General features: G+C 58.9%; 13 protein-coding genes. 7 read left to right on the top strand and 6 right to left on the bottom strand.

What is annotated here, in order from left to right; all coding sequences use genetic code 11:
* Positions 1-3: 3 nt before the first annotated feature.
* A complete protein-coding gene (locus IT444_05565) occupies positions 4-978 on the bottom strand; it encodes a hypothetical protein (protein ID MCC7192234.1) in 975 nt (324 codons plus the stop codon).
* Between the two features lie 112 nt (positions 979-1,090).
* Between IT444_05565 and IT444_05560 the strand changes: the two genes are divergently transcribed.
* Both IT444_05560 and IT444_05555 read left to right on the top strand, forming a co-directional pair.
* The gene (locus tag IT444_05560) at positions 1,091-1,573 is read left to right on the top strand and encodes a peptidylprolyl isomerase (protein MCC7192233.1); all 483 of its coding nucleotides are present in this window, start codon (positions 1,091-1,093) and stop codon (positions 1,571-1,573) included.
* 174 nt (positions 1,574-1,747) lie between these two features.
* On the top strand, positions 1,748-2,320 hold the full coding sequence (locus tag IT444_05555; protein ID MCC7192232.1) for a hypothetical protein: 573 nt from the start codon (positions 1,748-1,750) through the stop codon (positions 2,318-2,320).
* Between the two features lie 244 nt (positions 2,321-2,564).
* On the opposite strand, the gene groL is transcribed toward IT444_05555, so the two are convergent.
* From groL to IT444_05540, 3 genes are all read right to left on the bottom strand, one after another.
* Positions 2,565-4,211, bottom strand: a complete 1,647-nt coding sequence (gene groL, locus IT444_05550; protein MCC7192231.1) for a chaperonin GroEL — start codon at positions 4,209-4,211, stop codon at positions 2,565-2,567.
* Positions 4,212-4,279: 68 nt separating this feature from the next.
* Positions 4,280-4,567, bottom strand: coding sequence for a co-chaperone GroES (locus IT444_05545; protein ID MCC7192230.1), 288 nt, complete (start codon positions 4,565-4,567; stop codon positions 4,280-4,282).
* A gap of 110 nt (positions 4,568-4,677) precedes the next feature.
* On the bottom strand, positions 4,678-5,148 hold the full coding sequence (locus tag IT444_05540) for a hypothetical protein (GenBank protein ID MCC7192229.1): 471 nt from the start codon (positions 5,146-5,148) through the stop codon (positions 4,678-4,680).
* A gap of 395 nt (positions 5,149-5,543) precedes the next feature.
* On the opposite strand from IT444_05540, the gene IT444_05535 reads away from it, so the two are divergent.
* Entirely contained in the window at positions 5,544-7,115 is a 1,572-nt protein-coding gene (locus tag IT444_05535; protein ID MCC7192228.1) for a clan AA aspartic protease, read from the top strand.
* Here IT444_05535 and bioA read toward each other — a convergent pair.
* Complete coding sequence (bioA, locus tag IT444_05530; protein MCC7192227.1) at positions 7,107-8,534, bottom strand: adenosylmethionine--8-amino-7-oxononanoate transaminase; 1,428 nt, start codon at positions 8,532-8,534, stop codon at positions 7,107-7,109. The genes IT444_05535 and bioA overlap by 9 nt on opposite strands.
* A gap of 31 nt (positions 8,535-8,565) precedes the next feature.
* Here bioA and IT444_05525 point away from each other — a divergent pair, with 31 nt between their 5' ends.
* The 3 genes from IT444_05525 (at position 8,566) to arfB (ending at position 12,010) form a co-directional block, all read left to right on the top strand.
* Positions 8,566-9,267 carry a glycosyltransferase family 2 protein gene (locus IT444_05525; protein ID MCC7192226.1) on the top strand — a complete coding sequence of 234 codons (702 nt, stop codon included), beginning with the start codon at positions 8,566-8,568 and terminating at the stop codon, positions 9,265-9,267.
* A gap of 117 nt (positions 9,268-9,384) precedes the next feature.
* On the top strand, positions 9,385-11,448 hold the full coding sequence (locus IT444_05520) for an elongation factor G (protein ID MCC7192225.1): 2,064 nt from the start codon (positions 9,385-9,387) through the stop codon (positions 11,446-11,448).
* A 100-nt stretch (positions 11,449-11,548) separates the two neighbouring features.
* A complete protein-coding gene (arfB, locus tag IT444_05515) occupies positions 11,549-12,010 on the top strand; it encodes an aminoacyl-tRNA hydrolase (GenBank protein ID MCC7192224.1) in 462 nt (153 codons plus the stop codon).
* Positions 12,011-12,463: 453 nt separating this feature from the next.
* Here the strand turns inward: arfB and IT444_05510 are convergent, their stop codons facing one another.
* A complete protein-coding gene (locus tag IT444_05510) occupies positions 12,464-13,663 on the bottom strand; it encodes a hypothetical protein (GenBank protein ID MCC7192223.1) in 1,200 nt (399 codons plus the stop codon).
* A 118-nt stretch (positions 13,664-13,781) separates the two neighbouring features.
* On the opposite strand from IT444_05510, the gene IT444_05505 reads away from it, so the two are divergent.
* Positions 13,782-14,816 carry a Gfo/Idh/MocA family oxidoreductase gene (locus IT444_05505; GenBank protein MCC7192222.1) on the top strand — a complete coding sequence of 345 codons (1,035 nt, stop codon included), beginning with the start codon at positions 13,782-13,784 and terminating at the stop codon, positions 14,814-14,816.
* Positions 14,817-14,839 lie beyond the last annotated feature (23 nt).

Here is a 14,839-nt window from a genome sequence, read left to right as displayed (position 1 = left end):
TCATCAGTCGTCTGTCGCTTGTAACGCGGCAAGCTGATCGAGAAACGCTTGCGGAATCGTGCCGGCTTTCGTGATCGGTACGTCCCACGTGACCACGCCTTCGTGGTCGTTGATGTGTCGAGTGTATCCTGCCGCCATCGCATCGGGAAACCGCGGACGACCCTCACCGCACCACGTTGCGCCCAGGTAACTGAGCACGTGCAACTGAGCGCGATGCTCACCGCGCATGATCCAGCGTTGCGGCAGCGATACCCCCGCAGGCAGCGTGTCGGCAATCTCGCCTGCCGTGTAATCTTCGTGCTCGCTGTGACAGACGAGCGGCACACCGACCCCCGGATTGAACGCCACGATCGACTGAGGGTTGCCCGCTTTCATCGCGGCGGCGAAGCTGGCGAAATTCGGCTCATCGTCATGACGGTACATCTCGTCGGCGAAGTAGCAGCCGTCGATCCACCAGCCGTGGACATGCCTGCCCCAGCGTAACGACCACTCGCGGATCACTGCCTCCCAGTGACGCTGGAAATTCACCAGGCGTTTGCCAGTGCGCCCGCCTCGCCAGTTAGGCCAGCCGTCTTGAAAGCCCCATTCCCACTCCAGTTTCTTACACGCTTGCGGGTCCGTCGCGGGTGCCCCGCTGGGCAGATACACCATCAGGCGAATCCCGTGCGGTTCCAGCGACTCGTACAGGTCTTTCACCAGGTCACGTTTCGAGCACTTGCTCGGCGTGATGCCGGTGAGACGGTCATACGTATGGTTGGGTGCCAGGTAATGTCCGGAGTTCTGACCGATCGTGATGAAAAAGTAAGGTGCTCGCACCGCCACTAGCTGACGAGTCAGCGCATCCACATCGAAGGCATCGATCTGCGCGTTCCAGGCCTGAGCGGTTAATTCTTTCCCGCCGTCGCTGCTGGGCGGAGAGCCAAGATAATGGCAGAACACACCCCATTTTGCATCACGGAACCATGCTGTATCAGCCATGGACATTTCCTTAACACCAGCATAACGCGCCGCCTTGCTCGTGGGACAAGGTCATGTGACTCGGAGTACCCGACCGCGTACACTGGCGGATTCCTCAATCCCGGAATATTCCATGCCAATCGAAAAACACAAAGTAGTCTCTCTCGAATACACCCTCACAGGGCCTAAGGGTAAGGTGATCGACAGCTCCAACGGCCGGGGACCGCTGACTTATCTTCACGGCGTCGGCGGACTTATCCCCGGACTCGAACGCGAATTGGAAGGCAAAAATCCCGGCGACACCTTCAACGTCACCATCGCTCCCGAAGACGCCTACGGCCAGCGCGATCCCAACATGGTGCAGCAAGTGCCGCGATCCAACTTTCCGCAGAAAGTCATTCAGGTCGGCCAGCAGTTCCGCGCACAGACGCCGAACGGACAACTGCGCATCCTCACGATCGTCGGGTTCCAGGACGACAAGGTGACGGTCGATGCCAACCATGCGCTGGCGGGCCTAGCTCTGACTTTTGATGTGAAAGTCGTCGATGTTCGAGATGCGACCGAGGAAGAAATCACGCACGGACACGTCCACGGCCCCGGCGGACATCATCATTGATCCCTGTCACGCTGGACAAATGCGCTGGCGGTGATTGATGCGATCGAGTTGATGAGCGGGTGTCTGTTTTGCCAGCGGGTTTTCGCATTTGATCGGCGGTCAGGCTATAAAATATGGGCAGGTAAACCAGCCGCTCGGCTGGTCGATCGGGGATTCCATTACAAGGAGACAGCCGTGAAACACCGCGCAGCGTTTATCGCAGCAGTCGTGATCGCATCGATGGTCAGCATGGGTTGCTCGAGCTACAAGGAATCATCAGGTGATCCGGATGCTGCGGCAGCCCATGAGGCAGGCATGAATGCCCGCGTTCAGGAGACGATCACCGCCTTTCGTACCGCAGACCCCAGCCTGAGTGGTTTTTTCGATAACGCATATGGCTATGCGGTCTTCCCGAAAATCGCCAAAGGCGGTGCAGGGCTTGGCGGCGCACACGGCGAAGGACTGGTGTATGAACGCGGAGCCGTCATCGGTAACACGTCCATGAGTCAGGCCACCATCGGCCTCCAACTCGGCGGGCAGACACTCCGTGAGATCATTTTTTTCCAGAACGCACAGAAGCTCGATGACTTTAAGAACGGCAAAGTCGAGTTGAGCGCACAGGCTTCGGCGGTCGCAGCCAGGGACGGCGCAGCGGGCAGCACCGACTACACGGAAGGCGTGGCGGTATTCGTCCTGCCGATCAAAGGCTTGATGGGTGAAGCCTCCGTGGGTGGACAGAAATTCGAGTATTCACCGATCAGCCGGTGAGATAACCAACTCCATCCCCCGCTGCAGTCTCGCAAGCAGGCGGCATGCGCTAAACAAGAGCATGCCTCGCTCGTGATCGATTTTGTGCGTTGTCGTAAACGTCTGGATTCTGGGCAGCGACCGTTGTACGCAACGTATGGGTACTAAAGAACAACCCCAGCCGCGAGGCTGGGGTTGTTTGGTATTGAGCTTGTAATGGACAAGGGAGCGAATCCCGCACACAGATGCGGAGCTCCCGATGGGCTTAATAGTCCATGTCGTCCATTCCGCCGCCGGCCGGAGCACCGGCACCTTTCTTCTTCTCCTTGATTTCCGACACCACAGCGTCGGTTGTCAGGAGCAGGCCGGAGATGCTGGCAGCATTCTGCAAGGCGACGCGCTCGACCTTGGTCGGAACGATGACACCCTGCTTGATCATGTCGCCGTATTCACCGGTCAGAGCATTGAACCCATAGGTGTTGTCTTTGCTCTGTTCGACGTTCTGGGCAACGACCGAACCATCGTGGCCGGCGTTGGCGGCAATCTGCTTGATGGGAGCCGTAAGAGCGCGGCGGATAATGTCAGCGCCGACCTTCTCGTCACCATGAAGCGATTCGCCGTTGATGAGCTTGTCGAGAGCCTTGCGAGCGCGGAGCACCGCGACGCCGCCGCCGGGCAGAATCCCCTCTTCGACAGCAGCGCGACAGGCGTGCATGGCGTCCTCGACGCGAGCCTTTTTCTCTTTCATTTCCGACTCGGTGGCTGCGCCGACGTTGATCTGCGCGACACCGCCTGCGAGTTTGGCGAGACGCTCCTGGAGCTTCTCACGGTCGTAATCGCTGGTGGTGCGGTCGATCTCATTCTTGATGGCGGCGATGCGACCTTTGATCGCATCGGTCTTACCCACGCCTTCAATGATCGTGGTGTTTTCTTTGTCCACGATGATCTTCTTGGCACGGCCCAGATCGGACAGCTCGAGCTTCTCGATGTCGATCGCCAGTTCTTCCATCAGCGCACGACCGCCGGTGAGGACGGCAATGTCCTCGAGCATGGCCTTGCGGCGATCACCGAAGCCGGGAGCCTTAACCGCCGCGACCTTGAGCACACCGCGAAGCTTGTTGACCACGAGGGTCGCCAGGGCTTCGCCTTCGATGTCCTCAGCGATGACGAGAATGGCGCGGCCGGACTCAGCGACCTTGCCCAGCAGCGGGATCAGATCCTTGGCGCTGGAGAATTTCTTCTCGTGGATGAGCACGTAAGCGTCTTCGAGAACCGACTCCATCTTGGCAGCGTCGGTGACGAAGTGCGGGCTGAGATAGCCCTTGTCGAACTTCATGCCTTCGAGCAGATCAACCGTAGTCTCAAGGCTCTTGCCCTCTTCGACGGTGATGACGCCATCTTTACCAACCTTATCCATCGCTTCGGCGATGATCTTGCCGATGGATGCGTCGTTGTTGGCGGCACAGGTGCCCACCTGGGCGATTTCGTTGTTGGACGAAACCTTCTTGCTCATCTTGGCGAGTTCGGCGACGACCGTTTCGACCGCCTTGTCGAGGCCACGCTTGATTTGATTGGGATTTGCACCGGCGGTGATGTTCTTGAGGCCCTCGCTGTAGATGGCCTCGGCATACACGGTGGCGGTGGTGGTGCCGTCGCCTGCGTCCTTGGACGCTTTGGATGCGACTTCACGGACCATCTGGGCACCGATGTTTTCGAGTGCGTCATCAAGCTCGATTTCCTTGGCGACAGTTACGCCGTCCTTGGTGACGGTGGGTGAGCCGAAGGATTTTTCGAGGATGACCACCCGACCGGACGGGCCGAGGGTGACTTTCACCGCGCGGGCGAGCTTGGCGACGCCGCGGCGGATTGCCTCGCGTGCGTCGGCGTCGAACTTGATCGTCTTAGCAGCCATGTTCTGTAATCTCCTGGTTAAGTTACTAGTTGAATTCGATGCAGGGAAAAGGGTGTTTTCGCGTTTACTCAGTCGATGATGCCGAGCACTTCATCTTCGGAGAGGACGAGCATCTCTTCGCCCTCGACCTTCAGCTCCGTGCCGCCCCACTTGCCGATGATGACGCGGTCGCCCTTTTTGACCTGAAAGGGGGCGCGCTTGCCGTTCTCAAGCAGCTTGCCGTCACCGACAGCGACGACGGTCGCTTCCTGTGGTTTTTCTTTGGCGGTTTCCGGGAGGAACAGGCCGGACTTGGTCTTGGTCTGCGCTTCGGCGCGCTTTACAAGGATCTTCTCTCCGAGGGGGCGAACTTTCATGGCGTCTCCTTCTTGGTCTCTTTGGCCATTCGTTTCTTTGGCCGGGGTTAACGGAACGATTCAATCCACTCAGCGTGACACTCACGCATGGTTATCCGATTCGTTGTGATCTAGTTCGCCGGGCCGGAGTAAGGCGGCGGCCAGGCTCCTTGATAATGCCGATCCAGCAGACGACGGAACACGCCCAGAAGCTGCTCAATCTCGACCGGCTTGTGTAGAACGCTGAACGCGCCCAATCGCAGAGCTTCGCGGAGCACGCGCTCCGCCTCCTGATGGTGTGCAGGCGGATGGATCACGACCATCGCCGGATGGTTCGGCAGTCGATGAAACAACTCAAGCAACCGAAGGCCCGCAGCCTCACGCGCGCCGGATCGGGCACCGGGACCCGCACCAGCCGGGGCGGTCGGCCCGGCCAGAGGTGTCGCCAGATCGATGATTGCCGCATGAAACACCAGTTGACCGGCAATCGAAATCGCCTCCTCACCCGAACGAGCTACATACGCAGTGATACCCTGCGGTTCGAGCAGCCGGGGAAGCTGGAAAATCCAGTGTTCCGCAGCTTGTGGCCGATCTTCGGTCAATAACACATTAAACCGGGATCGGCTGTCGGAATGGGGGCGTACCTTGACCACGCCCTACTTCGGCAAAGCCAGTGCCCCTATGGCGACACACAGACGACAATAAAAATTGACTTAATTTATTTTAATTTAATAGTTTATAGAAATTACATGACGGAGTTACGCCGGTTGGATGTCAAAATCATCTGCCACGCCCGCCTCGATCGTGTGCCGAGGTGTCGTATTGGCAGGAAAAATTCATTGTGATTCCGAAAGCTTCAATTAGGATTTAGATGCTGCCCAATCACGGAGATTTGGATTTCAGAAAAACGGTTGTATGGTTGGAGTTCGGACTCTGGATCAGAATCGTCCGGTCGTTAGCTGCGGCGGCAAGGTTTGGCTGAAATCAGGAGCAACGAATGCTTCGACGACTCCCCGCATGGATCGCCTTTTTCGCCGCACCCCTGACCTCAGCGGGACTCCTCTCCGCTGCGGTCGTTGACATGGGGCCGGGTGACAGTCTCGCCATTGACCAGCCCCGTGCCACGGTTCAACTGGCGCATCCACCCACGACGCCGACCGACTACTTCCCCGCCATCGACTATGGCTTCACCATGATTCTCGACACCGGCGCCAGCGGCTACCTGCTCGCGGCCGGCGCGCACAACGACATTCTCGGCGGCACGACACTCGTTTATCCGATCGCTGGTCAATATCTCGAACAAGGCGTCGGCGGATACCAGCCGGTCGATGTGACCGAGGGAATGGATGCCAACATTTCAGCCTTCCTCGGTGCGTCAGGACTTTTTGATGGCGGGGCTGTACCCGGAAACGTCTCCGCGCTGATCCGACCTAATATCCAGGCCGTCGCTGCACCCGCACTCGATTTGGGTTCGTTCGACGGCATCGCCGGCATGCCCGCGATGAACGACACAGGAGTCGTCGTGGCGCTCTCATCCATGACCGGCAGTGGAACCGTGGACACCGGCCTCGGCTCTGAACCGCTCGACAGCTTCGACTACATCCACGTCGGCTTCACCGATAACGTCGCCGCTCAACTCGCCAGTCATGCGGGGGCGACCATCGACACCTTCAACTTCACCAAATTCCATGTCGATCCGACTACCGGACAGGTCGGTAACGGCCCGCTGCCCACCACCGAAGACCTGCCCGTGCTTGGCGGCGTCGGCGCGGGTGTGGGGGCCAACTTCACGCAAGGCAACTTCCTCTTCGACACCGGCGCGCAGCTCACCATGATCTCTCGTGACATGGCAATTTCGCTGGGTATCGATCCTGATGACCCGAATCACGAAACGATGACCGTCGGCGGCGTAGGCGGTGAAGCCGATGTGCCTCTGGTCACCGTCGATAAACTCACCCTCGACACCGCTGCCGGTGACCGGCTTGAGTTTCACAACATCGCCGTCGGCATCATCGACATCCCCGGCCTGCCCGTGGATGGGATTCTTGGCTTCAATCTCTTCACGACCGGCTATTTCCCCATGATCCTCGAAGCGCTCGGCACCGACGTGCCCGGCGTGAACCCCGGCGATAAAGGCGCGTTCCTCGAAATGGTTCTCGACTTCATTGATGAAACCAACGACGGCAACGACGACCCGTGGCAGCTACACCTCGTGCGCAATCCCAACTATGTACCCGTCGAGGTCGCGATCGACGATCTGAACGATTTCGACTCACTGGGTCTGGTGGCGATGCCGCTCTCACAGGACATGCAGGATCTCATGGCGGTGCTCGGATTCACCGGAAGCACCATGGGTGAACTGGACACTTTCCTGGCCGACCTGCTTGGCCCGGACTACGACGGACTGGGCATCGATCTGGGATTTGAAATGGGAACCGGACTGGAAAATCAGGCACTCTTTGCCTGGCCGGGATTCGCTCTTACCCAGATCCCTGAGCCGACCACGGGCGTGTTGCTGGCGGCGGCAGCGGGTGTCATGGCATTCTCACGCCGTCGTCACTCACGCTGAGTCTTTCCACTCTTTCAACGTCTCGATCACCACATCGAGCATCCGATGCAGAGACTCCTCGCGCATCGCGGGAATCGGCATCAACACCAACACGTCACCCAGCGGACGGATAATCAACCCTCGCGGACGCATCGCAGCGCAGACCGCTGCGCCGACACGCCGCGTTGAGTCGAACGGCTCGCGCGTTCGGCGGTCCTTCGCAAGCTCGATACCCACCATCAGCCCGCGCTGCCTCACGTCCACCACGTGCGGAAACCTCGACTCATCTCGCAGTTCGTTGAGCCGCTCGGTGAGAATCGCGGTGCTACGGACGATGCGATCGAGAAGTCGGGTTGAGTCGAACAGTCGCAATGAAGCCAGCGCCGCGGCGCATCCCAATGCGTTACCTGTGTACGTGTGACCGTGGAAAAATGTCCGTCTCTCTGAAAGTTCGCCGGTGAAAACCTGCTCGATCGCGTCCGTCGTCAGCGTTGCTGCCAGCGGTAGATAACCGCCGGTGATCCCTTTGGCGACGCAGAGGATGTCGGGTGTCACGCCATCGTGTTCGCAGGCGAACATTTTTCCGGTGCGTCCCAGGCCGGTGGCGACCTCGTCGGCGATCAGCAGCACGTCATGCGCGGAGCATAACTCGCGGATGTATCTCACGAATCCCTTGGGTTGCGGAAGCATTCCCGCTGCACCCTGCATCACCGGTTCGAGAACCACCGCAGCGATGCGCTCGTGATGCTGCCGGATGTGTGCTTCCAATTGCGCGAGACATTCACCGCCCTCGACAGCCAGGAATTCTTCACTCGGCCAGCGGCCGCCGGAGACGGGATGCTGTCGCCGCGCGCCCCGCAGCACGTCGGGAGCAGCGGAAAAATCAGCTTCAAACACCATCGAGCGGAACGGCCGGTGAAACGCATCGCTGAAGCCCACCGCCATTGATCCGGTCGTGTCGCCGTGATACGCATTGGTCAGTGCGACGAAGCGGTTTTTCCGCGGGCGGCCAAGGTGAAACCAGTAGCCGACAGCCATCTTCAACGCCGCCTCGACCGCCGTCGCTCCCGCGTCGGAGTAGAACACCTTGTTGAGTTTCCGTCCATCAAACGACGGCGACCGCTTGACCAATTCCGCTGCCAGCTCGATGCTAGGCACCCCCGCCAGCCCCAGTAACGTCGAGTGGGCGACCTTATCCAATTGATCGCGGATGGCCTGGTCGATCTCCGGGACGCGGTGGCCGTGAACATTGCACCAGAGGCTCGAGACGCCATCGATGTACCGCCTGCCGTCGGTGTCGATGAGAAACTCACCCTCGGCACGCTCGATCACCAGAGGTGCGCCCAGCGGACCCGCGGCATCGCGCCACTGGCGCATCGGGGTAAACGGATGCCAGACGTGCAGGCTGTCAAGCTCGATGAGTCGGCGGGTGTCGGCCATATCGATTATCCTACTCGCGCGGTCAGGCAACATGCCCCAGCTCTCCGTTGTCATTCCGGTTTACAACGAAGCCGACACGATCGATCAGATCGTAGCCGCGGTCCGCGCGGTGCCCATCGACAAGGAAGTCATCATTGTCGATGACTGCTCCACCGACAGCACGGCGCACCGGCTCAAGGAGCTTAAGGAACTGCCCGACGTGCGTGTGTTCTATCACGAGGAAAACCAGGGCAAGGGTGCGGCTCTGCGCACCGGCTTTGCGGCTGCGACCGGCCAGATCGTGCTCATCCAGGATGCCGATCTCGAATACGACCCGCAGGAATATCCGAAACTGCTCAAACCCATTCTCGACGGCAAGGCTGATGTCGTCTTCGGGTCGCGTTTCGCCGGCGGCGAGTCGCATCGCGTGCTCTACTTCTGGCATTCGATCGGCAACCGTTTCCTCACGCTCATGTCAAACATGATGACCGACCTCAACCTCACCGACATGGAGACCTGTTACAAGGTTTTCCGTCACGAGGTCATTAAAAAAATCACGATCGAGGAAAATCGATTCGGATTCGAGCCGGAGATCACCGCCAAGGTCGCCAAGATGAACTGCCGCATTTACGAGGTCGGCGTGTCATACTCCGGCCGTACTTTCGCCGAGGGTAAAAAGATTGGTTGGAAGGACGGCTTGCGCGCGGTCTGGTGCATCCTGAAGTACAACCTGTTCCGACGCGGAACATCGTGAGCCTTCCGTGCTCCCCAATGTGCGGCGGGAACGGGAACGAGATGCGACTCTTTCCATCGCCTCGTTACGGTTTTATACTCAGGCTGAACCACACATTTTTTCTGGGAAGGTTTGGCCATGCCCAGCTACACCACTACGGATATTCGCAACATTGCCCTTGTGGGTCACGGCGGCGCGGGAAAAACGACGCTCGCCGAGGCCCTCCTTCTGAAGTCCGGTGCCATTCACGCGCCGGGCAGCGTCGAGCGCGGCACGACGGTCACCGACCATAGCGACGAAGAAAAAACACACGGCCACAGCATCTTCACTTCCATCGCCCACTGCGACTTCCAGGGCAAACACATCAACCTCATCGACACGCCGGGCTATCCCGACTTTATCGGGCAGGCGTTTCTGGCGTTGCCGGCGATCGAGACGGTCGCGGTGGTAATCAACGCCACTGCTGGTGTCGAACCTAACGCGCGCCGTGTCATGGAGCGCGCCGGTGCGCGAAAGCTCTGCCGAATGATCGTCGTCAACAAGATTGATGCGGAGAATCTCGACTTCGCCGAGTTGATCGAGCAGATCCAGAGCGCGTTCGGCAAAGAGTGCATCCCCATCAACCTGCCCACCGCGGACGGTAAAGGCGTGGTCGATTGTTTTTTCCGTGCTGACGGGTCAACGCCGACCGCGCTGGGATCGTCTTCCGAGGCGCATCAGCGCATCGTCGAGCAGGTCGTCGAAGTGGATGAAAAGCTGATGGAGCTTTATCTCGAACAGGGCGATGTGAAGCCCGACCAGCTTCACGAGCCGTTCGAGAAGGCGCTGCGTGAGGGACACCTGATTCCCGTCTGCTTTACCAGCGCGACGCGCGACGTAGGCGTTCAGGAGTTGTTGGAGATCATCGTCAAACTCGCGCCCAATCCGCTGGAGGGAAACCCGCGGCCATTTATCCGCGGCGATGATGTGCTCCACGAACTGCACGCTGAGCCTGACCCGAAGAAGCATGTGATCGCACACGTCTTTCAGGTCACGATCGATCCGTTCGTCGGCAAGCTCGCGGCGTTTCGCGTGCATCAGGGCACGGTGACAATGCAGACACAGCTTTACGTCGGTGACCCCCGAGCCGGCGAAAGCAAAAAACCCTTCAAGGTCGGCCACCTCTTCAAGTTTCAGGGAAAACAGCACGCCGAGGTGGACGCGGCGATACCCGGCGACATTGCTGCCGTCGCCAAGGTGGATGACATCCACCGCGGCGCTGTCCTGCACGACAGCCATGATGAGGATCACATCCGCTACCTTCACAAGGCCTACCCCGAACCGATGTACGGGCTGGCCGTGACCGCCAGGAGTCGCGGCGATGAGCAGAAAATCGGCGATGCCTTGCACAAGCTGCTCGAAGAAGACCCCACGCTCCGGGTTGTGCGCGACAATTCAACGCACGAGACCATCATTTACGGCATGGGAGAAATGCACCTGCGCATCATCCTTGAGCGACTCAAAAAACGCTTCCATGTCGAAGTGGACACCAAGCCGCCCAAGATCGCCTACCGCGAGACGATCACCGCCAAGGCGGAAGGTCACCACCGGCATAAAAAGCAGACCGGCGGCGCGGGACAGTTTGGTGAGGTTTATCTGCGCGTCGAACCGCTGGCACGAGGCAGCGGATTTCAATATGTGGACGACACCTTCGGCGGTTCGATCCCCAGACAATTCATCCCCGCGATTGAAAAAGGCGTCCGACAGGTGATCGAAACCGGCGCGATCGCCGGCTATCCGCTCCAGGACGTGCGCGTCAGCGTTTACGACGGCAAGTATCACGATGTGGACTCCAAAGAAATCGCGTTCATCACGGCTGGACGGCGGGCATTCATTGATGCGGTGCAGAAAGCTCGGCCGGTGGTGCTCGAACCCTGCGTCAATATCGAGGTCACCGTTCCCAGCCGTTACATGGGTGACATCACCGGCGACCTGTCAGGAAAGCGCGGACGAATCCAGGGCACCGACATGCTCGGCGGCGATATGGCGGTGGTGAAGGCGATGGTGCCTTTGAGTGAAGTGACCAACTATCAGAACCAACTCAAAAGCGTCACCGGCGGTCAGGGCAGCTTTTCCATGGAGCTGAGCCATTACGATCCTGTCCCGCCGCAGATTCAGCAGCAGATCGTCTCCGCTTACAAACCTAAAGCGGAGGAAGATTGAGAGGCACTTCGTGTCGCTGTCAGGTCAACGCTTGATCTGCGGTTCCATCGGGGTGAGTCGATTTCCGGCTGCCAGGATCAGCACCCACTGACGATCAACCATGCCGGAATCAGACATACCAACCAGCGGATCGGGGATTGAAATAGCTCCGGGAATATGCGTGCCGCCGGCCGCTTTGCAGTTTTCTTTTGCGCGCAGCTCAGGACCTGGCGGCCAGAATGTGAACAAGCTCGAAACCAAGGCACAGCTCCGCGTGTCGCTGCGGGTGATCGAAAATCGCATCGGCGCACCGGCGACGGCGCGGCTGCTCGCGCTGGCTGGACCTTCGCATTTCTCGACGGACGGCGATCTGTTGATTACCTCTGAGGAGACGCGCTCGCAACGAATGAACAAGGACGCCTGTCTGAAGCGGTTGCGCTCGCTGCTGGTGTCTGCGATACGTGTGCCGCGAACGCGCCGCGCGACTCGACCGACGCGCAGCTCGCGTGAGAGGAGGCTCAAGCAGAAAAGTTGCCGCGCGACAACGAAGCGATCACGATCATCTCCGCGCGACGACGATTGAACGCGAGTCGAGCGCGGTGTATCAAGATCGCGGAAGCTGATAATGCTCAAGTTGAATCGCGTTTGATGCCGATAAAGATTTTTGAACAGAGATCAGATTTTTATTGACTCTGTTTTTGGTTTCGTCTTTAATTGGTTCAAGCTCCGAGGTTGCCCGAAAGGATCAAAGCCATGGCCAAGAAAGCAAAGAAGAAAGCTGCGAAGAAGAAAGTCAAGAAGAAAGCCCGTAAGTAAGTCAATCAGTGATCGAGTGTCGTGTCGCGTGAAAACGTGACGAACGTTTGAATCGTACACCGCGTTCCGCCGCTCCGAATCAGGCGGTCCGCAAAACTTCAAACCGAAAAGCGACCTCGGAGCAGATCACATGGGCGTTCCCTCACGGGAACGCCTTTTTATTTGGTTACTTTTTCAGATCAGACAGACGAGTATGCGGATCATGTATCCGCTGTGAATTTCACAGACCAGCGACCTGGAAAAATCGCTCCGCAGCGCGATCTTTGAATGACACGCTTTCAAATTCGGCGCACACGCGATCTATTGCTGCACGCTGTGTCCGGCGGGCGTCCTGGTTTTTCAGCAGACGGTCCACCTCATCAACCACTACGCGCACATTCCCGAAGTGCGGCACAAGCTCGCGTACCGCACCGCGTTCACCGAGACCTTCGAGAATGAGATTCGGCAGCGAGAAGGTGCGCGTACGCACAATCCACCGCCCCGCCAAGTGCCACGATATTCTCGAAATGTTGTAGAGCACCACCATCGGCTTGCGATGCATGGCCACCTCCAGCGTCGCTGTACCTGACACCACCAGCACCACATCCGCCCATTCCAGAATCTCCGGCGTGCGGCCAAAAACAATCTCCATACCCGACGGCAGGGACAGATCAGGTGAAACAATCCGGCCATCTGACCAACGCAGCGCTGGCGGCGGCGAAGTCAACGTATGACTCACCAACCACTCACCGGCTGGTTGATCCACAGCCGCGACACAACCGGCGAGCGCCTCGTTCTTAGCCGTGAGGAGCTGGTAGGCCTTGAGCATCGTCGGCCAGTTCTTGCGCCACTCGCCGGATCGTGACCCCGGAAGCAACGCCAGCTTTAGTCGGCCGTCCCGCAACCGAGGTGCAGCGGATGAACGTGCGACGGAATCAAACATGGGATGGCCGACGAATGTCGCCGGCACATTACGGGTGCGAAACCATTTTTCCTCGAAGGGCAGCAGACATAACACGTGATCGGTGAGGCGGCGGAGCTTGTTGATGCGCCAGGTCGCCCACGCCCACACCTGCGGCGCAGCCAAGTGCACGATCTTAGCCTCGCGCTGAATCTGCCTGACGAGCTTACAGATCGACCAGTTCGCTGCGGGGCTATCCGTCGGCACGTGGGCAGCGATCGGGTGCTCATGCAGCCAGACCTTTAATCGCTTGAGTCGGGCACGATGTTCCCGCACCTTGCTGATCGCACCGGCGAGCATGACGGCATGCTCAGTGGTCGTCTCGATCAACTCTGCACCGGCGGCAGCCATCCTCGGCCCACCCAGCGCATAAACCTTCATCTGCGGACGACGGGCCTTGATCTGCGCGATCAATCCTGCCGCCAGCGCATCGCCGCTAGGCTCAAAGGCTGTGAAGAGGACAGCATCCGGGCGGGCCATAGGGAAAGTTTACAGGATGAGCCGTACTCCACTTTCCGGGCGTCACCGATTGTTCGCCTCTCGCGGCCAAAATCGTTAACATTTTTTCCTTTCACCCCCAACCCCAGGAAATCATCCCGTGCCACACTTCAAGAAAGCCAGCGATATCAAGGTCGGCGTCATCGGTTACGGCGGCGCATTCAACATGGGCAAGCATCACCTGCTCCAGATGCAGCAGGCGGGCATGACTCCCCGCGCGGTCAGCGAGATCGACGAAAGCCGCCTGGCGGTGGCGACGAAAGATTTTCCCGGCATCCAGACGTTCACCTCGGTGGATGAGATGCTTAAGAAATCCGACGTGAATCTCGTCGTGATTATCACGCCGCACAACACCCACGCGAAGCTGGCGATCCAGTGCCTCAAGGCCGGCCGCCATGTCGTCTGTGAAAAGCCGTTTGCCATCACGACCAAGGAATGCGACGACATGATCGCCGCCGCCAAGGCCGCCAAGGTCGTACTTTCGACCTACCACAACCGCCACTGGGACGGCTGCGTATTGGCAGCGATGCAGGCGATCCACAAGGAAGGCGCGATCGGTGAGGTAATCCGCATCGAGGCGGCAATGGGCGGCTATGCAAAACCCGGCGACTGGTGGCGGTCCAGCAAGTCGATCTCCGGCGGCGTGATGTATGACTGGGGTGTTCACCTGCTGGAGTATTCGCTCCAGATCATCGATTCAAAGATCGATGAAGTCATGGGGGTCGCCAAGCAAGGCTACTGGGCAAACCAGACCAAATGGAAAGCTGACACCAACGAAGACGAAGGCTTCGCCCTCGTGCGTTTCACCAACGCCAAGTGGCTGACGCTGCGCATTTCGTCGATCGACTCCAGACCGCACGACAAGATTCTTGAGATCACCGGAACCAAGGGCACATACTCATTCGATCACAGCACGTGGGAGATCGTGCGCATCGACAACGGCAAAACGACCGTGACAAAGGGTGCCAACCCACCCAGTCAGACGGAGAAGTACTACCAGAACGTGGCTGACCATCTTTCCAAGGGCACCAAGCTCATCATCACCCCTGAATGGGCACGCCGTCCGATTCACATTCTGAATCTGGCGGACCAGAGCGTGAAATCAGGCAAGGCGATTAAAGCTCGGTACCGCTGAGGCGACCTGTACCGCTTGAGCCC

This window comes from Phycisphaeraceae bacterium, from assembly GCA_020851465.1.
In the GTDB taxonomy this organism is placed as follows: Bacteria; Planctomycetota; Phycisphaerae; order Phycisphaerales; family Phycisphaeraceae; genus JADZCR01.
This window is presented reverse-complemented; position numbering and strand designations above follow the sequence as displayed.